This is a genomic window from Pseudomonas fortuita, assembly GCF_026898135.2.
Taxonomy (GTDB): domain Bacteria; phylum Pseudomonadota; class Gammaproteobacteria; order Pseudomonadales; family Pseudomonadaceae; genus Aquipseudomonas; species Aquipseudomonas fortuita.
The window spans coordinates 3451160-3471504 of the sequence record NZ_CP114035.2; the positions used below are offsets into that span (position 1 = coordinate 3451160).

General features: G+C 62.5%; 17 protein-coding genes. 9 read left to right on the plus strand and 8 right to left on the minus strand.

Annotation, left to right across the window (positions count from 1 at the left end; genetic code table 11):
* Positions 1 to 42: 42 nt before the first annotated feature.
* On the minus strand, positions 43 to 1833 hold the full coding sequence (ggt, locus tag OZ911_RS15845; RefSeq protein ID WP_070086780.1) for a gamma-glutamyltransferase: 1791 nt from the start codon (positions 1831 to 1833) through the stop codon (positions 43 to 45).
* A 116-nt stretch (positions 1834 to 1949) separates the two neighbouring features.
* Between ggt and OZ911_RS15850 the strand changes: the two genes are divergently transcribed.
* The gene (locus tag OZ911_RS15850) at positions 1950 to 2600 is read left to right on the plus strand and encodes an ankyrin repeat domain-containing protein (RefSeq protein WP_024717558.1); all 651 of its coding nucleotides are present in this window, start codon (positions 1950 to 1952) and stop codon (positions 2598 to 2600) included.
* A 140-nt stretch (positions 2601 to 2740) separates the two neighbouring features.
* On the opposite strand, the gene pobA is transcribed toward OZ911_RS15850, so the two are convergent.
* Positions 2741 to 3928 carry a 4-hydroxybenzoate 3-monooxygenase gene (gene pobA / locus OZ911_RS15855; protein ID WP_016487402.1) on the minus strand — a complete coding sequence of 396 codons (1188 nt, stop codon included), beginning with the start codon at positions 3926 to 3928 and terminating at the stop codon, positions 2741 to 2743.
* A 172-nt stretch (positions 3929 to 4100) separates the two neighbouring features.
* Between pobA and OZ911_RS15860 the strand changes: the two genes are divergently transcribed.
* The 3 genes from OZ911_RS15860 (at position 4101) to OZ911_RS15870 (ending at position 6419) form a co-directional block, all read left to right on the plus strand.
* Positions 4101 to 4979, plus strand: a complete 879-nt coding sequence (locus OZ911_RS15860) for a helix-turn-helix domain-containing protein (RefSeq protein WP_016487403.1) — start codon at positions 4101 to 4103, stop codon at positions 4977 to 4979.
* A 122-nt stretch (positions 4980 to 5101) separates the two neighbouring features.
* On the plus strand, positions 5102 to 5500 hold the full coding sequence (locus OZ911_RS15865) for a MerR family transcriptional regulator (RefSeq protein WP_016487404.1): 399 nt from the start codon (positions 5102 to 5104) through the stop codon (positions 5498 to 5500).
* Positions 5501 to 5519: 19 nt separating this feature from the next.
* Entirely contained in the window at positions 5520 to 6419 is a 900-nt protein-coding gene (locus tag OZ911_RS15870; protein WP_023046995.1) for a hydroxymethylglutaryl-CoA lyase, read from the plus strand.
* A gap of 545 nt (positions 6420 to 6964) precedes the next feature.
* Here OZ911_RS15870 and OZ911_RS15875 read toward each other — a convergent pair.
* A complete protein-coding gene (locus tag OZ911_RS15875) occupies positions 6965 to 7471 on the minus strand; it encodes an MgtC/SapB family protein (protein ID WP_016487406.1) in 507 nt (168 codons plus the stop codon).
* Between the two features lie 189 nt (positions 7472 to 7660).
* On the opposite strand from OZ911_RS15875, the gene OZ911_RS15880 reads away from it, so the two are divergent.
* The 5 genes from OZ911_RS15880 (at position 7661) to OZ911_RS15900 (ending at position 15123) form a co-directional block, all read left to right on the plus strand.
* Positions 7661 to 7900 carry a DUF3203 family protein gene (locus OZ911_RS15880; protein ID WP_023046994.1) on the plus strand — a complete coding sequence of 80 codons (240 nt, stop codon included), beginning with the start codon at positions 7661 to 7663 and terminating at the stop codon, positions 7898 to 7900.
* A gap of 121 nt (positions 7901 to 8021) precedes the next feature.
* Positions 8022 to 9425 (plus strand): cytochrome c oxidase accessory protein CcoG, encoded by a 1404-nt coding sequence (ccoG, locus tag OZ911_RS15885; protein WP_023046993.1) that lies wholly within the window; start codon positions 8022 to 8024, stop codon positions 9423 to 9425.
* A gap of 50 nt (positions 9426 to 9475) precedes the next feature.
* Positions 9476 to 10885, plus strand: a complete 1410-nt coding sequence (gene mapR / locus OZ911_RS15890) for a GntR family transcriptional regulator MpaR (protein ID WP_016487409.1) — start codon at positions 9476 to 9478, stop codon at positions 10883 to 10885.
* Positions 10886 to 10941: 56 nt separating this feature from the next.
* On the plus strand, positions 10942 to 12993 hold the full coding sequence (locus OZ911_RS15895; protein WP_023046992.1) for a PAS domain-containing hybrid sensor histidine kinase/response regulator family protein: 2052 nt from the start codon (positions 10942 to 10944) through the stop codon (positions 12991 to 12993).
* 63 nt (positions 12994 to 13056) lie between these two features.
* Positions 13057 to 15123: a hybrid sensor histidine kinase/response regulator gene (locus OZ911_RS15900; RefSeq protein ID WP_023046991.1), complete on the plus strand. Its 2067-nt coding sequence runs from the start codon at positions 13057 to 13059 to the stop codon at positions 15121 to 15123.
* Between the two features lie 9 nt (positions 15124 to 15132).
* Here OZ911_RS15900 and OZ911_RS15905 read toward each other — a convergent pair whose 3' ends face one another.
* From OZ911_RS15905 to OZ911_RS15925, 5 genes are all read right to left on the minus strand, one after another.
* Complete coding sequence (locus tag OZ911_RS15905; protein ID WP_023046990.1) at positions 15133 to 15879, minus strand: SDR family oxidoreductase; 747 nt, start codon at positions 15877 to 15879, stop codon at positions 15133 to 15135.
* Positions 15880 to 16250: 371 nt separating this feature from the next.
* The gene (locus OZ911_RS15910; RefSeq protein ID WP_016487413.1) at positions 16251 to 17786 is read right to left on the minus strand and encodes a DHA2 family efflux MFS transporter permease subunit; all 1536 of its coding nucleotides are present in this window, start codon (positions 17784 to 17786) and stop codon (positions 16251 to 16253) included.
* Positions 17783 to 18976 carry an HlyD family secretion protein gene (locus OZ911_RS15915; RefSeq protein WP_016487414.1) on the minus strand — a complete coding sequence of 398 codons (1194 nt, stop codon included), beginning with the start codon at positions 18974 to 18976 and terminating at the stop codon, positions 17783 to 17785. The genes OZ911_RS15910 and OZ911_RS15915 overlap by 4 nt, the downstream gene beginning before the upstream one ends.
* 30 nt (positions 18977 to 19006) lie before the next feature.
* Positions 19007 to 19480: a MarR family winged helix-turn-helix transcriptional regulator gene (locus OZ911_RS15920; protein ID WP_016487415.1), complete on the minus strand. Its 474-nt coding sequence runs from the start codon at positions 19478 to 19480 to the stop codon at positions 19007 to 19009.
* Positions 19481 to 19710: 230 nt separating this feature from the next.
* Positions 19711 to 20343, minus strand: coding sequence for a response regulator transcription factor (locus OZ911_RS15925; RefSeq protein WP_070086535.1), 633 nt, complete (start codon positions 20341 to 20343; stop codon positions 19711 to 19713).
* Positions 20344 to 20345: the final 2 nt, after the last annotated feature.

Below are 20345 nucleotides of genomic sequence, written 5' to 3' on the forward strand. Positions count from 1 at the left end.
TGGTATTCAACTGCTGAATGGCAAGACTGCGTTCTATCACGGCTAGTCGCCAAGGGCCACACCTTCACGCCGAGGGTCGGCGCCACCGGACCAGCCATCGCCGCTGCGCTGGATGATCTGCATGCCACTGGTCATGGTCATCGGCGTGACCTCATGGCCCCAGGCTGCCAATTGGCGGATCAGCGATGGGCTGGCGAGCCCCGCTTCCACTTCGGTGCCGGCATTGCGGCTGCCGAAGTTGGGCAAGCCGGCCGCCTGCTGCGGGTCGAGCTGCCAATCCAGCAAGCCGATCAGCGCCTTGTTCACGTAGCCAATGATCTGCGAGCCCCCTGGCGAACCAAGGCTGGCCACAAGCTCGCCAGAGGCCCGCGAAAACACCAGCGTTGGCGCCATCGCCGACAGTGGCCGCTTGCCCGGCTGCACCCGGTTGGCCACAGGCTTGCCGTGCTCCTGAGGGATGAACGAGAAGTCCGTCAGGTGGTTGTTGAGCAGGAAGCCCTTGACCATCAGGTGCGAACCGAACGCGGCCTCCACCGAGGTGGTCATGGCCAGTGCCTGGCCGCTGTCATCCACTGCGCTGAGGTGCGAGGTGGAAATGCGCAAAGGCGAGCGATCGGGCGCCAGGGCCAGGTCGGCGCCTGACGGTTGGCCCGGGCGAGCGCGCTTCATGCTGTATGCCCCAATCTGTGCTGCCCGGCGGGCCAGGTAGGTGGCGTCGGTCAGGGCCTTGACCGGGACCGGCACATAATCGCTGTCGGCCAGGTACTGAGCGCGGTCGGCATAGGCTAGGCGCTCGGCTTCGGCGATCAGGTGCACGGCCATCGGCGATGCCTCCAGGCCTGCCGGGGACGCGTTCGCCAGCGGCCGCAACGCCGCCAGATCGCGTTGTGGCGTGGTGCGCTGCACGGCTTCAAGCATGCCCAGCGTCTGCAACACCGTCACCCCGCCCGACGACGGCGGCGGCATGCCGCAGATGCGCCAGGCCTTGTAAGGGCCACACACCGGCTCGCGCTCCTTGGCACCGTACCGCTCGAGGTCTTGCAACGACAAATAACCGGCATTGGCATGGCTGCGCACCTTGGCCACGATGGCCGCGGCGATTTCACCGGTGTAGAACGCCTGGGGACCGTGCGCGGCAATTTGCTCGAGCGTTTGCGCAAGTTCGGGGTTGCGCAACGTTGTACCCACTGGCAGCGGCTTGCCTTTTTTATCCAGGAAGTAGCGAGCCATGGCCGGTGAATGGGCAATATACGGGTCACCGGCCACCAGGGTGTGAAGGCGCTCGGATACCGGGAAACCGCTACGTGCCAACGCAATGGCCGGGGCAAAGAGTTGCTGCCAAGGCAGCTTGCCGTGCTGCTCGTGAGCCAGCTTCAGCGCGCGCAAAACCCCGGGCACCCCCACTGAACGCCCGCCGATCTGTGCCGACCTGAAGGGCATCGGTGAACCATCGGCTTGCAAGAACAGCTTTTCCGTTACCTGCGACGGGGCTGCCTCGCGGCCGTCGAAAGCCTGCACGCGCTTCCCGTCCCAGTAGAGGATAAAGGCCCCACCCCCAATGCCACTGGATTGCGGCTCGACCAAGGTCAGCACCATCTGCATGGCGATGGCGGCGTCAATGGCACTGCCACCGGCACGCAACATCGCCCGCCCCGCTTCACTGGCCAGCGGGTTGGCGGCGGCGGCCATATGCCGGTTGGCGTGCACCGGCTGCAGGCCAGTGCGGTAGCCGGAGGCCCGTTCGGGTGGCGCGGGCAACACGTGATCGGCACAGGCCCACCCACTGGCGATCGCCAGGCACAGCGCGCTCATCACCGGTGCGGAGAACTTCATCGTTTTGCTTCCTGCCTTGTCTATTCAGCAGACCACTGTCGGTCATGCGCAAACTTAACTTCAAGACTTGGTGCGATTTTTCTAGGATGCAGGCAGGCCAATCCGGAGCACACCCCATGCGTAGACCCGTCGCAGCCATGCTGTTTGCCCTGTTCACCAGCCTTGCCGCCCACGCCGAGAACACCACCATGGACTACCGCCTGCACACCGCCGCCCGCCACAACGACGTGCACACCCTGCAACAGTTGCTGGCGCAAGGTGCCCAACTGGAAAGCCGTGATGAGCAAGGGCGCACTGCCCTGCTGGTGGCCACCCACGCCAACCAGGTGGCGGCGGCGCAAGCGCTGATCCAGGCCGGTGCCGATGTGAACGCCGAGGACAATATTGCTGACAGCCCTTACCTGTATGCTGGCGCCCGGGGCCTGAACGATATACTGCGGCTGACCCTGAGCCACGGTGCCGACCTCAAGAGCACCAACCGATACGGGGGAACTGCGTTGATACCGGCGGCCGAGCGTGGGCATGTAGAAACAGTGCAGATGCTGATCGATGCCGGGGTGGACGTGAACCACTTGAACCGGCTGCACTGGACCGCGCTCATGGAGGCAGTGATTCTGGGGGATGGCGGACCGCGGCATGTGGAGATTGTGCGCCGGCTGCTGGCGGCAGGTGCGGACCGGCAGATTGCCGACCAGGAGGGGGTCACCGCGCTGGAGCATGCGCGCCAGCGAGGGTATCGGGAGATGGAGGCGCTGCTGGCCCAGTAGGCAAGGTTTGCAGGGCACGGGCTTCGCCCGTGATCGCCGGCAAGCCAGCTCCCACATTGGCCGCATCGTATTCAAGTCATGTGCAGTACCTGTGGGAGCTGGCTTGCCGGCGATGGGGCCAGGACAGGCAGCACAGAAACTCAGACGACTTCTTCGTACGGCAGCCCCACATAGTTCTCGGCAATGTTCAGCAAGCCCGCCGCGGAGTTCAGGAAGTACTCGCGGTCAGCCTCCTGCATCTTCTGGTCCCAGGCATCCTTTTGGCTGCCGAAGTCATGCAGCAGCTGGGTCATGAACCAGCTGAAACGCTCGCCCTTCCACACCCGGCGCAAGGCCAGCGGCGAATACTGTTGAAGCAGGTCGATACGCCCTTCGCGGTACACCTTGACCAGAATGCGGTAGAGGTAGTTGACGTCCGAAGCTGCCAGGTTCAGGCCTTTGGCACCGGTGGGTGGGACGATGTGCGCAGCGTCTCCCACCAGGAACAGGTGGCCGTACTGCATGGGTTCGACCACCAGGCTGCGCAGCGGCGCAATACTTTTTTCCAGGGCTGGGCCGGTCACCAGATCCGCCGCTACGTCAGCGGGCAGGCGGGCTTTCAGTTCGTCCCAGAAACGCTCGTCAGACCACGCCTCGACACGGTCCTGCAGAGGTACCTGCAGGTAGTAGCGGCTGCGTGTTTGCGAGCGTTGGCTGCACAACGCGAAGCCACGCGCATGGTGGGCATAAATCAACTCGTGATTGACCGGCGGTGTGTCCGACAGCAGGCCCAGCCAGCCAAACGGGTAAACGCGTTCGTATTGCTTCAGCACGCCCTCGGGGATGCTTTGCCGGGAGACACCATGGAAGCCGTCACAGCCGGCGATATAGTCGCAGTCCACCCGGTGCACGCGGCCATCTTTTTCGTAGGTCAGATACGGCTTCTCGCCCTTCAACTCATGCGGCTGGACATTGCTGGCAGCATAGATGATCGGCGCGCCGCTGGCTTCGCGGGCCTGCATCAGGTCACGGGTGACTTCGGTCTGGCCATACACCATCACCGTCTTGCCACCGGTCAAGGCCTTGAGGTCCAGGCGTTGACGGCGCCCGCCAACCAATAGCTCGACCCCTTCGTGCACCAGGCCTTCACGGTCCATGCGTTCGGCCACACCGGCTTCGCGCAGCAGGTCGACAGTGCCTTGCTCCAGCACACCGGCGCGGATGCGGCCAAGGACGTACTCGGGCGTCTGGCGTTCGACGATGACGTTATCGATACCGGCCTTGTGCAGCAGTTGGCCCAGCAGCAGGCCAGACGGACCTGCACCAATAATTGCAACCTGAGTTTTCATTGTTGTTGTCTCTTTTCGGACGATGCCGGCCCTGGACTGGCAGTGGGGCGGCATCTGCTGTTAGGGTTTGCCTTTGCATTTTTACTGGCAAAAACTGCCAATTAACTGTGCTATTCCATGAATAACCTGCACTTTTACAAAAATCGTTCGATTAACGGACAGGCCAGCCTGCATGAAATCCACCCTCCCCGGCGTCCCCTTGTTCAAGCTCTATGGCGAAAACCAGGCCTGGCCCGGCACCGACTTGCTGCACTGCGAGTCGATCCCGGCGCGTAGCCGCCTGCACCACTGGGAGATCAAGCCGCACCAGCATGCCGAGCTGTTCCAGCTGCTGTACGTACAGCGCGGTCAGGCCCTGGTGGAGATCGAAGGCGTGCGCAGCGCCATCGGTGAGCCAGCGATCCAGGTGGTGCCGCCAATGACCGTGCATGGCTTTCGCTTCAGTGCCGATATCCAGGGGTATGTGCTGACCTTTGGCACCGCACTGGTGGCAAACCTGGAACAACGCCTGGGCATGCCGCTGACGGTGCTGGCAAAACCTGGGTGTTACCCGCTCGGCCAGGACCGCGTGCACCTGCGCAGCCTGATCGGCACCTTGCAGCAGGAGTACCAGGGCAATGCCCCGGCACGGGCAGCCTTGCTGGAGGCGCTGGTAACCACGTTGATGGTGTGGATCAGCCGCCGCCCGCAACCTGGGCAGGCGCCCCGCAATCGGGATGAGCGTGACCGCCAGTTGCTGGGGCAGTACTTGCGACTGGTGGAGGCGCATTACCGCGAGCACCTGTCGATGGAGGACTTCGCCGCGCGACTGAATATTCCGAGCCTGCAACTGAACCAGTTGTGCCGGGCGCTGAGTGGGCAGACTGCGCTGCAGGTGCTGCACCAGCGTTTGTTGCTGGAGGCGCGTCGCAACCTGATTTACACGCGGATGAGTATCGGGCAGCTGTCGGACAGCCTGGGGTTCACCGACCCGACATACTTTGCCCGCTGGTTCAAGCGCTTGAGTGGGCAGACGCCCAATGGATATCGTCGGTCGGTGCAGCCGGAATGAAATGGGGTTACCTGCAGCGGCCTCTTCGCGGCCGGTGCAGGCCACACACATTTTCAGCCCTTGCTTGACGTATACGTAAACCTCCAGTCAGGATAAACGCATACCCCACGCCGAGCCCCAGCATGAGCACCCAGACCTACAGCATCTCCGACCTGTCCCGCGAGCTGGACATCACCACCCGCGCCATCCGCTTCTACGAGGAGCAGGGCCTGCTGAGCCCCGAGCGCCGAGGCCTGGAACGTATCTACACGGCTCGCGACAAGGTCAGCCTGAAGCTCATCCTGCGCGGCAAGCGCATCGGCTTTTCGCTGGCCGAGTGCCGCGAGCTGATCGAACTGTACGACCCCACCAGCGGCAACCTCAAGCAGCTCAACAGCATGCTGGCGAAAATCGCCGAACGGCGCGCACAGCTGGAACAGCAGATGCTCGACATTCACCAGATGCAACTGGAGCTGGACACCGCCCAGGAGCGCTGTGAGCAAGCCCTGGCCGCCACCCTGAACAACAAAGACAACCGCTGAACACCACAGGAAACCCGCCATGCCCTTGCCCAAAGAAGTCCGTCTGGTCGAAGTAGGCCCCCGCGACGGTTTGCAGAACGAAGCCCAGCCCATCAGCGTTGCCGACAAGGTGCGCCTGGTGGACGACCTCACCGAGGCGGGCCTGGCCTATATCGAGGTGGGCAGTTTCGTCTCGCCCAAGTGGGTGCCACAGATGGCCGGCTCTGCCGAGGTGTTCGCCGGTATTGAGCAACGCCCCGGCGTTACCTATGCGGCACTGGCGCCAAACCTGCGCGGCTTCGAGGACGCCCTGGCGGCCGGGGTGAAGGAAGTGGCGGTGTTCGCAGCCGCCTCCGAGGCGTTCTCGCAGCGCAACATCAATTGCTCGATCGGCGACAGCCTCAAGCGCTTCGAACCGATCATGGAGGCCGCGCACAACCACGGTGTGCGCGTGCGCGGCTATGTGTCGTGCGTACTCGGTTGCCCCTATGAGGGCAAGGTCAGCGCCGAACAGGTGGCCCCGGTAGCCCGCGCCCTGCATGACATGGGCTGTTACGAGGTCTCGCTGGGCGACACCATTGGCACCGGTACCGCCGGCGATACCCGCCGCCTGTTCGAGGTGGTATCCGCCCAGGTGCCGCGCGAGCAACTTGCCGGGCACTTTCATGATACCTATGGCCAGGCGTTGGCCAACGTCTATGCCAGCCTGCTCGAAGGTATCAGCGTGTTCGACAGCTCGGTGGCCGGGCTGGGTGGGTGCCCATACGCCAAAGGCGCTACCGGCAACATCGCCACGGAAGATGTGGTGTACCTGCTCCAGGGGTTGGGCATTGCCACCGGTATCGACCTGGACCGGTTGATCGCCGCCGGTCAGCGCATCAGCAGTGTGCTTGGCCGTGGCAATGGGTCGCGGGTAGCGCGGGCGCGCAGCGCGCATTGAGTCACACGGGTGTCACATACGTGTGGGTGAAGTGTTACCGCCCCCACGTTTCACAGCAAAAAATCGGGTAACAGGGAAACAAATCGACAAAATTTCAGGCAGCCTGATTTTGCCAAAAATTGCCAAACGCTTGATTTTAAAGGATTTAAAAAAGTTGGCACGCACCCTGCTATATCTTTCGTACAAGAACAAAAAAAATGTGACACCCAATAAAAACAACAGGTAACGGCTCTGACATAACAAGAACAACACGGCAGAGGCGTAGCAAGCAGATCTTTTTGGAGTCGACACGCTTTTCAGGGGTACACCCCGCGGTCTGGCACAGAACAATAAAACTACCTCGAGGTAGCTACAGCCAGGTTCGGATCAGCCATGATGAAAGCAGGTCAGCGCTCAAAAAAATACGTTTGCTCTTGACCCCGCATGGGGGTCGCACGCAACACCAAGGCAGGCTTACAAAAACAACAAAAAGCCAGCCTCAATAATAAAAAGAGCAAGCAGCAACGCTTTGGGGGGAGCTTCGGCTCCCCTTAGTGCTTCCCACCCTACTCCTCCTCCTTTTGCTTTTCCTCCCCCTGTCCTTCTACCTTTTCTACCAGCATGGGCATCGTGCCCAATACCAGCAGGGCCAGTACCGTGCTGATCAACGCCGTGGCTTCGCGCCCCATGCCGGCAGCGGTACCAATGGCTGCAGTCATCCATAGCCCTGCGGCAGTAGTCAGGCCTTTCACATGGCTGGTGTCCTGGCCGTTTCCTTTGAGAATGGTACCCGCGCCCAGAAAACCGATACCGGCGACGATGCCCTGGATCACCCTGCTCAGCGCCTGCTCATCAGCCCCGGCCATGCTGGGCGCCAGCACGAACAGGGCCGCACCCAGCGAAACCAGCATGTGGGTGCGCACGCCGGCAGACTTGCCTTTGTGTTCACGTTCAAATCCCAGCACAGCGCCAAGCACTGCCGCCATAAGCAGCCGCACGAGGATTCGCGTCACTTCGCGCTCATCGGTGACATCGGCGAACTCGGCCTGGATTGCTTGCCAGATGACGTCCATCACAGTTGTCCCCATGCTGACCATTGTATGGCCAGGTCCGGCCTTTTCGCTGGCGTGCCCGCGAAAAGGCCGGCCTGCCGTATGCAAGGGTTGACCTCAGCACACAGGGCAAAGTGCCGCTCAGCCTGTTGATGCAGCAACCAGCACCTCATTGCGGTCCACCCTGTACAACCCGAGGAGGACTGCACCATGCCCGTTGAAATCGATGAAACCAGTCGCCGCTGCACGCTGATCGGCGAAAACGTGCGTATCGAGGGTGATGGCCCTGATGTCGAAATCTTCACCGACGAAAATCTGCGCATGTCAGTGGCCCTGCTCGCAGGCCAACGCGTGCCCATTACCGAATCCGAAGCCGATGCACTGACTGTGGCAGGTGCGGTGGATAGCCGCAGGCATCTGAAGACCAGTGTGCCAGGCTCTGTGATCTAGGGCCTGGCGGGGCCTACCGGATAATCTGATACGGTTTTTATCGCAAAATCTGAGCCTGTGCTGATAACAGCCTCAGGGCCATAGTGCTCATGCCTGATCGAGGCCTGATGAGCACCGAGCCATGAACACTAGAATCCCTTTCACAGAGATCGCCGACGCCCCAGCCAGCTCACGACAGCGAAGCGCCGACAAGGGTATCCACACCCGCAGCTTCACCGGGCTTTACCGCACCCTGCGTATCGGCTTTGCCGGCGCACTGTTCGTGCTGTTTTTCGGCACGGCCTGGCTGAACTGGAATGGCCGCCAAGCCGTCCTGTGGGATTTGGCCGAGAGCAAATTCCACATTTTTGGCGCCACATTCTGGCCACAGGACTTCATCCTGTTGTCAGCGCTGCTGATTATCTGCGCCTTCGGCCTGTTCGCCATCACGGTGTATGCCGGCCGCGTGTGGTGCGGCTACAGCTGCCCGCAGAGCACCTGGACCTGGCTGTTCATGTGGTGCGAAAAGGTTACTGAGGGCGACCGCAACCAGCGCATAAAGCTTGCCGCCGCGCCCTGGAGCCTGAACAAACTGGCGCGCCGCACGCTGAAGCACAGCCTGTGGCTGGCTATCGGTGTAGCCACCGGGCTGACCTTCGTCGGCTACTTCACGCCAATCCGCCCATTGGCCGCAGAACTGTTCACTTTGCAACTGGGCGGCGTGGCACTGTTCTGGGTGCTGTTCTTTACCGCAGCGACCTACATCAACGCAGGCCTGCTGCGCGAAGCGGTGTGCCTGCACATGTGCCCATATGCGCGCTTCCAGGCCGTGATGTTCGACAAGGACACCCTGGCGGTCGCCTACGACCCGCGCCGTGGTGAAGCCCGTGGGCCGCGCAAGAAAGGCAGTGACGTAGGCGCCCAAGGCCTGGGTGACTGCGTCGACTGCACGCTGTGCGTGCAAGTGTGCCCCACCGGCATCGATATTCGCGATGGCTTGCAAATGGCCTGCATCGGATGCGCAGCGTGCATAGACGCCTGCGACGGTGTGATGGACAAGATGGGTTACGCCCGCGGCTTGATCGGTTACAAGTCCGAACACGGTCTGCAGGGCGGCACCACACACTGGCTGCGCCCGCGCCTGCTGGGCTACGTCGCAGCGCTCGCGGTGATGATCGCAGCGCTGGTGGTGGCCTTGCAGATGCGCCCGATGGTTTCGCTGGACGTCATCAAGGACCGTGGCCTGTTCCGTGAAAATGCCCAGGGCCAGATCGAGAACATCTACCTGCTCAAGGTCATCAACAAGACCGGGCGCACCCAGCACTATGCGCTGCGCCTGCTGGACGCTGACGGTTTCACCTTGCAGGGCAATACCACATTGGTGATCCCGGCTGGCGAAATGAGCGAGCTGCCGGTATCCGTGGCGATGCTGGCCGAGCGCCCGGCCAGCAGCTCGCAAACATTGAGCTTCGAAATCAGCGAGCGCGACGACCCCGCCATCCGCAGTGTGGCGCAAAGCCGCTTCGTCGCACCGATGAACCGTTGATCCCTTACACTGACGCCACCTTGCCTGCCAGGCTTCGACAGAAGGCCAGAATGAAACGCTACGAACGCTTTGCCGACGACATTGCCGAACTGATCCGCTCCGGGGTACTGGGCCCGGGCCAACGCGTGCCTTCGGTACGCTACGCCAGCCAGACCCACGGGGTCAGCCCGTCCACGGTGTTCCAGGCTTATTACCTGCTGGAGCGGCGCGGGCTGATCCGTGCCCGGCCGCGCTCAGGCTATTTCGTCAACGCCCACGCACCGCGCCAGTTCAGCGAGCCGCAAGCGTTGCAGCCGGTCAGCGAGTCCACTGACGTTGACGTCAGCGCACTGGTGTTCTCGATACTCGACTCGATCAAGGACCCCAACACCATACCGTTCGGCTCAGCCTTCCCCAGCCCCGAACTGTTCCCGCTGCAGCGCCTGTCGCGCTCACTGGCCAGCGCCAGCCGCAGCATGGACCCGCGCATGGTGGTGACCGACCTGTCGCCCGGCAACCCGCAGCTGCGCCGGCAAATTGCCCTGCGCTACATGGTCGGTGGGCTGATGCTGCCAATGGAAGAGCTGCTGATCACCAACGGTGCACTGGAAGCCTTGAACTTGTGCCTGCAGGCCGTTACCCAGCCGGGCGACCTGGTAGCCATCGAGGCCCCCGCCTTCTATGCCTGCCTGCAAGTGCTGGAGCGGCTCAAACTCAAGGCTGTGGAAATCCCCGTGCACCCGCGCGAAGGCATGGACCTGGGGGCACTGGCGCAGACGCTGGAAAAGCACCCGGTAAAAGCCGTCTGGTGCATGACCAACTTCCAGAACCCGGTAGGCGCGAGCATGCCGGAGGCAAAGAAGCAGGCGCTGGTGGAACTGCTGGCGCGGCACCAGGTGCCGTTGATCGAAGACGACGTGTACGCCGAGCTGTACTACTCGCAGCAGGCGCCCAAGCCGGCCAAGGCCTTCGACACCCAGGGCCTGGTGATGCATTGCGGCTCGTTCGCCAAAAGCCTGGCCCCCGGTTACCGCATCGGCTGGGTGGCGGCCGGTCGCTTCGCGCAGAAGATCGAACGGCTGAAACTGATGACCTCGCTGTGCGCCTCGATGCCGGCCCAGGCAGCGATAGCCGACTACCTGCAGCACGGCGGCTACGACCGCCACCTGCGCAAACTGCGCTACGCCCTGGAAGGCCAGCAGGCCAACATGCTGGCGGCCATCTCCCGCCACTTCCCGGCGCAGACGCGGGTCAGCCAGCCCTCAGGAGGCTACTTCCTGTGGCTGGAACTGCCCGAGCAGATGGACGCCCTCAAGCTGTTCCACATGGCCCTGGCACAAGGTATCAGCATCGCCCCGGGGCCGATCTTTTCGCCCACCCGCCGCTTCGGCAACTGCATCCGTCTTAACTATGGCAGCCCCTGGCATGACGGGGCCGAACGGGCCATGGAAACGCTCGGGCGGATCATTCGCTCGTTCTGAAGGAAAGCTGTCGAAGGCCAGCTATAGTTGTCGGACTCGCAGGCAGGATAGCCAGCATGCCCCAAGACAACACCCCAGCTTGCATAGAGCAACTACAACAAAAACTACTCGAACTGGAGACGCAGAATGCCGAGCTGCGCCTCAAGGCGGCCTGTTATGAGGTCATGACTGGCCACATGCATCAAGGTTTCTGCGTGCTCGAAATGCTCGAGAACAGTGACGGAGAGCTGTACGACTACCGTTACATCCTTGCCAACGACGCCTCTATGCAGCACACCGCCCACCCCAAGCAGTTGGGCCAGACGGCACGTGAAACGATCCCGGACGAAATTGGAACCTGGCTTCCGCGGTTTGCCGAAGTGGCGCGCTCAGGGCAGCCCCTGCAGTTCGAAGCGCGGCTGGCGGTGACCGACCGCTGGCTAAAGCTGTCGGTGTATCCCCTGGAGCCCGCCAGCCAGAAACGAGTAGCGGTAGTCTTTACCGGGGTGCCGGCCGAACAGGTAACCCTCGATAACCTGCAAGCACTTAACCAGGAACTGTCGAACAGGGTCGACAAGGAGCAAGCCAACAGCAAGCTGCTTGGCGAGCTGGTCGACCACAGCCTGGCCAATGTGTTTGCTGCGGACCGCAGCTTCAGGCTGCTGGCGATCAACCGCACCGCACAGGAAACGTTCAAGCGCCTGCGCGGTTTCGTACCCAAGGTCGGCGACTACATTCCGCAATTCCTGTCAGGCCAGCAGGACATCAAGCGTCAGCTTGACCCCTTATGGCCACGCGTACTGGCGGGCGAGGCATTCGTCCAGACAATCGCCCTTGGGAACTCACAAGCATTGCGCCACTACGAAATCCGCTACAACCCCTTGCGTGATGCTCAGCAGCAAATCCAGGGGGGGTACCTGTTTGCATACGACATCACAGAACGCGTCGCAGAGCACGAGCGGCTGCGAGAGATCGAAAACGCTTTGCGCCAATCCCAGAAGATGGAAGCCATCGGCCAGCTGACCGGGGGGATAGCGCATGATTTCAACAATTTGCTGGGTAGCATCCTCGCCGCCCTGGAAGTGGCCACCGAACGCCAGGCACAACAGCGCTACCCGGAAGCTACACGGCTACTTGCCATCGCCCGACAGGACTCCAAGCGTGCTGCCTCTATGGTTCAACGCCTGCTGGCATTCGCACGCCAGCAAATCCTGATTCCGCAAACTACAGATGTGCATCAACTGGTGGCCGGTATGCACGATCTGATCAAGCGCTCGCTGCATGAAGACATCCACTTCGTTGACCAGACACTGGCCGACCAATGGCTGATAGCGATCGACCCTCCGCAACTGGAAAGTGCTTTGCTCAACCTGTGCATCAACGCCCGCGATGCCATGCCGCTGGGTGGCGAATTAGCTATCTGTTGCGCGAACACCCCATTGAATCAGGCACAGGCCCGGGTACTGGACCTCCCTGCGGGTGACTACTTGCAGATTCGTATCAGCGATAATGGCATTGGCATGACCGACGACACGGCTCAACGCGCGCTGGAGCCATTCTTCACTACCAAACCATTGGGTCAGGGCTCAGGCCTTGGGTTGTCGATCGTCTACGGCTTCATCCGCCAGTCCGGCGGGCAGTTGCAGATCAATAGTGCGCCTGGGCATGGCACGCGTATTGACCTTTATCTCCCCAGGAAAAGCGCGGCAATAGTAACTCCGCCTGAGCCCCATCAACCCACGCCTGCCAAAACGGAATGCACACCTCGCCTGATCATGCTCATGGAGGACCAGGTAAACCTGCGCCTGGTGATCGAAGAAGTGCTGCAAGAACTCGGGCACGATGTGCGCACGTTCGTCGATGGACGCAGCGCACTGGCTGCCTGCCAAGAGGGCTTGCGGCCTGACCTGCTGGTGACCGATATCGAGCTGCCAGGCGACATCGACGGCCGGCAATTGGCCGCAGCGCTTCCCGAGGAGGTGCCAGTGCTCTACATCACCGGCTACAGCGAAGACCAGGCAGATGTCAAACCATCAAAGCACTCTAGCGTGCTGTGCAAGCCATTCAGCCTGGCGCTGCTCAGCGAGCAAATCGAAAACCTGCTGGCAAACCTGCATCCGCCGCAATGAACAGCTGTACGTTCAAGGGCCAGCCACAGTACAGTCTGTCTGATACTTTTCTGGAATGTCGCCATGCACCACCGCGACCTGTCCGGCCTGCGCCGGGAAATCGAGGCCTTGCGTCAGCATAACGCGCAGCTGGAAGCACAGCTTCGGCAACAGCAGGATCAAGACCACAGCGTCTACCGCTTTCTGTTCGACACGATGGACGAGGGGTTCTGCATCATCGAATTCTTCGATGGCCCACATGGGCCTCTGAGTGACTATATACACGTCATGGCCAACGCGGCCTACGCCAAGCACGCCGGCATCCCCGACGTGGTCGGGCAGAAACTGCGCGAGATGGTGCCCGATGAGGCCGATGACTGGGTGGCCCGCTATGGCGCTGTACTTCGCACGGGCGAACCGCTGCACTTCGAGCAGGAACTGGTCGCCACCGGCCATGTGCTGTCAGTGACTACTTTCCGCGTAGAGCCTGCTGAGAAACGCCAGGTAGCGGTGTTGTTCAAGGATGTCACCGAACGCCGGCGTGCAGAGCAGGCCCTGCAGCGCCTTAACGAACAGCTGGAACAGCGGGTGAATGCCGCACTGGCCGAACGACGCTTGTTTGCCGAATTGGTCGATCACAGCGTGGTCAATGTGCATGTGGTGGACAAGAATCTGCGCTGGCTGGCTGTCAACCGCCAGGCCAGGCATGACTTCCACCTGCTGTACGGGAGAACACCGGAAATCGGCGACTACCTGCCCGGGCTGTTCGAAGATGGAAGCGCTGGCCAGACGCCTATCCTGCCAATGTGGCAGCGCGCCCTGGCAGGCGAGCAGTTCATCGAGATTGGCATCTTCGGCAAGCCCCCCATGCTGCGCCACTACGAATTGCGCTTCAACGCGTTGCACGACCAAAAAGGCGAGATTCTAGGCGCGTTTCTGTTCGCTTATGACATCAGTGACCGGGTACAAGAGCAGGAACGCCTGGCCAAGGCCGAAGAAGCACTGCGCCAGGCACAGAAGATGGAAGCCGTAGGCCAGCTCAGTGGCGGCATCGCCCATGACTTCAACAATTTGCTGGGCAGCATCCTTGGCGCCCAGGAGCTGATGCGCCAACGCCTGGACCAGTCACGCTTCGACGCCCTGGAGCCCTTGCTGAAGCTGTCCAGCGGCTCGGCGCAGCGGGCCTCTTCACTGGTGCACCGGCTGCTGGCATTCTCTCGCCAGCAGACCCTGCAACCCTGCTCCACGCAGGTGACCACGTTGGTGGCCGGTATGGAAGAGCTTCTGCGCCGCACCATCGGCCCGGCCATTACCCTGAGCAGCCGCTTCGCCAGCCCGTTGTGGCCTACCTTCATTGATCCGCCCCAACTGGAAAGCGCCCTGCTCAACATCTGCATCAACGCTCGCGATGCCATGCCCGCAGGTGGGGTGATCGACATCATTGGCGACAACCTGCTGCTTGACGACGAGCAGGCCCTGGCTTTGCAACTGCCAGCCGGCGAGTATGTGCGGCTGAGCATCGTCGACAACGGTAAAGGCATGTCGGCTGAAGTGGCGGAGCGCGCAGTCGACCCGTTCTTCACCACCAAGCCGATGGGCCAGGGCAGCGGCCTGGGTCTGTCCATGACCTACGGCTTCGTGCGTCAGTCGGGTGGGCAATTACGCGTGCTGTCGGTGCTTGGCGAGGGCACCCGCATCGAGCTGCTGCTACCCCGACACCCCGAGCAGCCCCAGGCGCCAGCCGAAAAACTGCAGCACCCGCCTTTGCAAGCAAGCAGCGCGGCTGCACGGCGCATTCTGTTGATTGAAGACCAGACCGCCTTGCGCTTGGTGGTCGGCGAAGTGCTGGAAGAGCTGGGCTATCGGGTGGACGCCTTCGAGAATGGTCCGACCGCCCTCGCCCACCTGCAAAGCGGCGAACGGCCAGACCTGCTGCTGAGCGATATCGGACTGCCGGGTGGCCTGAATGGCCGCCAGGTGGCCGAACGCTGCCGTGAGCGCTACCCAGACCTCAAGGTGCTGTTCATCACCGGCTACGATGAGAGCGCCGCGCTCAGCGACGGCCAGCTGTTGCACGGTACGTTGGTGCTGACCAAGCCGTTCGAGCTCGAAGTACTCGCCGAGCGGGTACGCGAGCTGCTGGAGGATTGACGGGCGCGTTCAGCGCCCGCCGCTCAGGTCGATGAAACTGCCGGTGGAGTAGGAGGCTTTGTCCGAGAGCAGCCAGAGGATGGCTTCGGCCACTTCCTCGGGGCGTCCGCCGCGCCCCATGGGCAAACCCGGCTCAAGCTTGCTGACCCGGTCGGGGTCGCCGGACAAGGCATGGAACCCTGTGTGGATGTAACCTGGGCGTACGCCATTGACCCGCACGCCCTCGCCTGCCACTTCTTTGGCCAGGCCGATGGTGAAGGTGTCGAGCGCGCCCTTGGAGGCGGCATAGTCGACATATTCGTTGGGCGAGCCCAGGCGCGCAGCCATCGATGACACGTTGACAATGGCCCCGCCCTGCCCGCCATGCCGGTGTGCCATGCGCAGCAAAGCGTGCTTGGCGCAGAGCATGGGGCCGACGACGTTGGTTTTCATGATCTTCAGCAGGCGGAACTCGGACATGGCCTCGACGCGGCTCTGCTGGCCGATGGTGCCGGCGTTGTTGACCAACGCGGTGACCCGGCCGAGCTCTTCGTCGACGCGCTGAAACAGGTGGATGATCTCATCCTCGACGCTGACGTCGGCCCGCACGGCGATAGCCTCGGCGCCCAGGGCGCGGACCTGGCCGAGGAGGGTTTCGGCGGCCTGGTCGTCGGCGTGGTAGTTGATGCAGATGCGGTAGCCCTGGCGGGCCGCCAACAGCGCCGTGGCGGCACCGATACCGCGGCTGCCGCCGGTGATGACGATGACGTTCTCCATGATTTTGCCAATCGCTTGGGGAAGGGACCGTCGACAATAGGCGAAACGGAGCAGTATGTGAATAGAGGGGCCACCCAGTGCCTGACTTGAGAGATTGGGCGTGGCGGATATCCAGCGCCGCCCGCGCGGCGCATCGCGAGCTCCGCTCGCTCCTACGTTTGCTTCGGGCCAATTATTCCGGTGGGATTTGTACGCGAACGCCTTGGCGCATAGCTCGATATCGTGCCGTACAAACAAGGCGGTCGCGCGCGACGGGTACAGGCATTACTGGCCCGAAACAAACGTAGGAGCGAGCGCAGCTCGCGATGCGCCGCGCGGGCGGCGCTCGATATCCGCCCCACCCTACATCCCGAGCCATTCACCTCGTCGCCTTAATGCCCCGCCGATGCCGGCCCGGCCTTGGCAGTGAAGGGTGGTTTGGCGAACCACACCAGCAGGATCAACCCGGCAAACACCCAGGTCATCAAGGTGAAGTAGTCCACCGTCGACATCATGTAAGCCTGCCCATTCAGTATCTGCTCCAGCTGCGCATAACTCTGCGGGCTGGCCCCACCCAACTGCTCAAGCGTATGCCGCGTCGCCGGGTCGAACTGGCTGATGTTTTCGCTGAGATAAGCATGATGCTGGTCCGCCCGGCGAATCCAGATCCAGGTCGTCAACGACGCGGCAAAGCTCCCGCCCAAGGTCCGCAGGAAGGTCGCCAGCCCCGAGCCATCGGCAATCTGGTGCGGCGGCAGGTCGGACAGCAGGATGCTCAAGGTCGGCATGAAGAACAACGCCACACCAATGCCCATGAACAGCTGCACCAAGGCCACATGCTGGAAGTCCACCTCGCTGGTGAACCCGGCACGCATGTAGCAACTGGTGCCGATCGCCAGGAACGCCAGCCCTGCCAGTACACGCAGGTCGAAGCGGTGCGCATATTTGCCCACGAACGGCGACATGATCACCGGCAGCAAGCCGATCGGTGCCACCGCCAGGCCCGCCCACGTCGCGGTATAACCCATTTGCGTCTGCAACCATTGCGGCAGGATCAGGTTGATACCGAAGAACCCTGCATAGCCCCCGACCAGCACGATGGTGCCGACACGGAAGTTGCGGTGCACGAACAGGCGCAGGTTGACTACCGGGTGGCGGTCGGTCAGTTCCCAAATCACGAAGACTGCGAGGAACACCACCGAAATCAAGCTGCCGATAATGATGAACGACGATTCGAACCAGTCCAGGTCGTTGCCTTTGTCGAGTACCACCTGCAAAGCCCCGACACCGATAATCAGCGTCAGCAAGCCGATGTAGTCCATCGGCTGGCGGCTGGTGACCACCGGCCGGGTGCGCATCTGCTGGCGCACCACGGCGGCGGCGAACAGGCCGATGGGCACGTTGATGAAGAAGATCCACGGCCAGCTGTAACTGTCGGTGATCCAGCCCCCCAGGATCGGCCCGGCAATCGGCGCCACCACCGTGACCATCGCCAGCAGTGCCAGGGCCATGCCCCGTTTTGCAGGGGGGTAGACGGCAATCAGCAAGGTCTGGGTCATCGGGTACAGGGGCCCGGCGACCACGCCCTGCAATATCCGGAAACCGACCAGCTCCGGCATCGACTGGGCGATACCGCACAGGAACGAGGCCAGCACGAACAACAGCGTGGCCCAGATGAACAGTTTCACCTCGCCAAACCGTCGGCTGAGCCAGCCCGTCAATGGCAAGGCGATGGCGTTGCTCACCGCGAACGAGGTAATCACCCAGGTGCCCTGCTCGTAACTCACCCCCAGGTTGCCGGATATGGTCGGCAGCGCCACGTTGGCAATGGTGGTGTCGAGCACCTGCATGAACGTCGCCAGCGACAACCCGATGGTGGTCAACAGCAGGCTGGGCGGCGTGAACTGGGCAGCGGCGTTGTTGCTCATCGCTGGGCCGTCTTGCCGGGTGCGCTGTTTTCGTGGATCAACCGGGCGATCAGGTTGTCAGCCTCGACCAGCTGACGGTCATACACCTGGGTGGTGTAGCTGGCCTGCTGTGGGGGCTGCTGGGCCAGGGCCGGCCCGCTCTGGTCATGCAAGTCGACTTCCACCACGGTGGACAGGCCAATACGCAGTGGGTGGTCCTTGAGCTGATCGGGGCTCAGGTGAATACGCACGGGCACGCGCTGGACGATCTTGATCCAGTTGCCAGTGGCGTTCTGTGCCGGCAGCAGCGCGAAGGCACTGCCGGTACCGGCGCCAAGGCTATCGACCGTGCCGCTGTACTTGACCTCGCTGCCGTACAGGTCGGCGGTGATCTGCACCGGCTGGCCAATACGCATCTCACGCAGCTGGGTTTCCTTGAAATTGGCGTCGATCCACACCTGGTCCAGCGGGATTACCGCCATGGTCGCAGTGCCAGGCTGCAGGCGCTGGCCCAGCTGCACGGTACGTTTGGCGACGTAGCCAGTGACAGGTGCTACCAAGGTGGTACGGGCGTGGTCGAGGTAGGCCTGGCGCAGATCGGCGGCGGCTGCCATGACCTCCGGGTGCGAGGACACCACCGTGTCGTCGACCAGCGCGCTGCTGGTGCTGAGCTGCTGACGTGCGCTGTTTACAGCGGCCAGGGCCACACTCAGGTCATCGCGAGCATGGGACAGTTCTTCCGCAGCAATTGCACCGCTGTCGGCCAGCACCTTGCGCCGGTTGAAGTCCTGCTGGGCTTTGCGCAGTTCGGCCTGGCGGGTTTCCAGCTGGGCCTTGAGCGAGTCGACATTGCTGTACAGCCCGCGCACCTGGCGCACGCTGCGTGCCAACTTGGCTTCGGCAGACTGCAGGGCCACCTCGCTGTCGGCGGGGTCGAATTGCAGCAATACCTGGCCGGCATGAACCAGGTCGCCGTCATCGGCACCAATGCTGGTGACGGTGCCGGTGACCAGCGGGGTGATCTCCACCACGTTGCCGTTGACGTAGGCATCGTCGGTGCTTTCGTGCCAGCGCCCGACCAGGCTGTACCAGGCCCAGGTGCCGGCACCGGCAAGCATCAGCAAGAGCAGCAGGCCCAGCAGCCAGGCCTTGCGCTTGCGCGACTGCTCGGGCGCTGCGGGGGAAGTCGGGGTGTCTGCGGGAGTGGCCATGACAGTACCTTGGAGAATTCGTTACAGGGTTCAACGTTCGCCGAAACGGCGGATCGTCAACGGGTCGCCAGCAGCGAGCAGGACCTTGGCCAGCAAGCCTTCCAGGTTCTTCAGCTCTTCTGGGGCCAGCGCGCCGCACAATTCGTTCATGGCGGCAGCGCCGATTTCTGGCAAGCGGTCCGCCAGGCGCTGGCCATCAGTGGTGAGCGCCAGGCGCACCAGCCGGCGGTCCTCGGCGCAGCGGTTGCGCACAATCAGCTCCTTCTGCTCGAGCCGGTCGAGCATGCGGGTCATCGAACCGCTGTCCAGGCCCAGGTAGCGGCACAGCTCGGCCGGGGTATCCACCTGGTACTGGGTGACGATGATCAGCACCTTGAACTGCGCGGCAGTGACGCCCTCTGACTCGAGGTGCCAGTCGAGAATGCGGTCCTTCAGGATTGCCGCGCGGCCCAGCAGCATGCCGATGGCGCAGGTCTGGAAATTTTCGGGGGAGAAATGGGCCATCGAGGCTGCTCTGACAATTGTGTAGAAATATTACTGCCTAGGCAGTGAATGTCAAAGCTTTGATTAGCCAGCTATGTAAAATTTCATATTTTCGGGCTGTCACACTGCCCCCTGTAGGAGCGGCCTTGTGCCGCGATGGGCCGCAAAGCGGCCCCAAAAATCTCTGCCCTGGCACAAAACTGGGGGCCGCTTCGCGCCCCATCGCGGCACAAGGCCGCTCCCACAAGTGCTTAACGCGCCCGCAGGCCCAGCGCCTCCACGGCCCCGCAGGCAACCGCCATGCCAACCAGCTCCGCCAGGCTGGCCGCCTGCAAGCGCTTCATCACCCGCCCGCGGTACAGTTCCACGGTCTTCACGCTAACCCCCAGCCGCTCGGCAATTTCACGGTTGCTCAAGCCCTGGGCCAACGGCACGAACACGTCACGCTCACGTGGCGTCAGGCCGTCGATCCGCGCCTGCACCATGGCCAGCGCCTGGTCGCCCTGCCGCGCCCGCCCGGCGTGCTCCAGCGCAGCTTGCACGCTGTCGAGCAGCAGCTGGTCGTTATAGGGCTTTTCGATGAAATCACAGGCGCCGGCCTTGAATGCCCGCACCACAATCGGCACATCGGCATGGCCGCTGACGAAGATCACCGGCAGCGCCAGGCCGCGCTCGCGCATCGCCTGCTGCACCGCCAACCCGCCCAGCCCCGGCATACGCACATCCAGCAGCACACAGGCGGGCCCATCGTCGACACAGGCATCGAGAAACGCTTGCCCACTGGCGAACGGCAGGGCTTGCAGGCCCACCGACTGCAACAGCCAGACGGTCGAGTCGCGCATCCCCTGGTCGTCATCGACCACATACACTTTCGCTTGCACCACGC

What these genes read in the sequence shown, in the direction of transcription:
- OZ911_RS15850 (WP_024717558.1), top strand. Translation starts at nt 1,950, where the DNA reads ATGCGTAGACCCGTCGCAGCCATGCTGTTTGCCCTGTTCACCAGCCTT.
- OZ911_RS15905 (WP_023046990.1), bottom strand. Translation starts at nt 15,879, where the DNA reads ATGGAGAACGTCATCGTCATCACCGGCGGCAGCCGCGGTATCGGTGCC.
- OZ911_RS15875 (WP_016487406.1), bottom strand. Translation starts at nt 7,471, where the DNA reads ATGGACGTCATCTGGCAAGCAATCCAGGCCGAGTTCGCCGATGTCACC.
- ccoG (WP_023046993.1), top strand. Translation starts at nt 8,022, where the DNA reads ATGAACACTAGAATCCCTTTCACAGAGATCGCCGACGCCCCAGCCAGC.
- pobA (WP_016487402.1), bottom strand. Translation starts at nt 3,928, where the DNA reads ATGAAAACTCAGGTTGCAATTATTGGTGCAGGTCCGTCTGGCCTGCTG.
- OZ911_RS15865 (WP_016487404.1), top strand. Translation starts at nt 5,102, where the DNA reads ATGAGCACCCAGACCTACAGCATCTCCGACCTGTCCCGCGAGCTGGAC.
- OZ911_RS15920 (WP_016487415.1), bottom strand. Translation starts at nt 19,480, where the DNA reads ATGGCCCATTTCTCCCCCGAAAATTTCCAGACCTGCGCCATCGGCATG.
- ggt (WP_070086780.1), bottom strand. Translation starts at nt 1,833, where the DNA reads ATGAAGTTCTCCGCACCGGTGATGAGCGCGCTGTGCCTGGCGATCGCC.
- OZ911_RS15895 (WP_023046992.1), top strand. Translation starts at nt 10,942, where the DNA reads ATGCCCCAAGACAACACCCCAGCTTGCATAGAGCAACTACAACAAAAA.
- OZ911_RS15870 (WP_023046995.1), top strand. Translation starts at nt 5,520, where the DNA reads ATGCCCTTGCCCAAAGAAGTCCGTCTGGTCGAAGTAGGCCCCCGCGAC.
- OZ911_RS15880 (WP_023046994.1), top strand. Translation starts at nt 7,661, where the DNA reads ATGCCCGTTGAAATCGATGAAACCAGTCGCCGCTGCACGCTGATCGGC.
- OZ911_RS15900 (WP_023046991.1), top strand. Translation starts at nt 13,057, where the DNA reads ATGCACCACCGCGACCTGTCCGGCCTGCGCCGGGAAATCGAGGCCTTG.
- OZ911_RS15910 (WP_016487413.1), bottom strand. Translation starts at nt 17,786, where the DNA reads ATGAGCAACAACGCCGCTGCCCAGTTCACGCCGCCCAGCCTGCTGTTG.
- OZ911_RS15915 (WP_016487414.1), bottom strand. Translation starts at nt 18,976, where the DNA reads ATGGCCACTCCCGCAGACACCCCGACTTCCCCCGCAGCGCCCGAGCAG.
- OZ911_RS15860 (WP_016487403.1), top strand. Translation starts at nt 4,101, where the DNA reads ATGAAATCCACCCTCCCCGGCGTCCCCTTGTTCAAGCTCTATGGCGAA.
- mapR (WP_016487409.1), top strand. Translation starts at nt 9,476, where the DNA reads ATGAAACGCTACGAACGCTTTGCCGACGACATTGCCGAACTGATCCGC.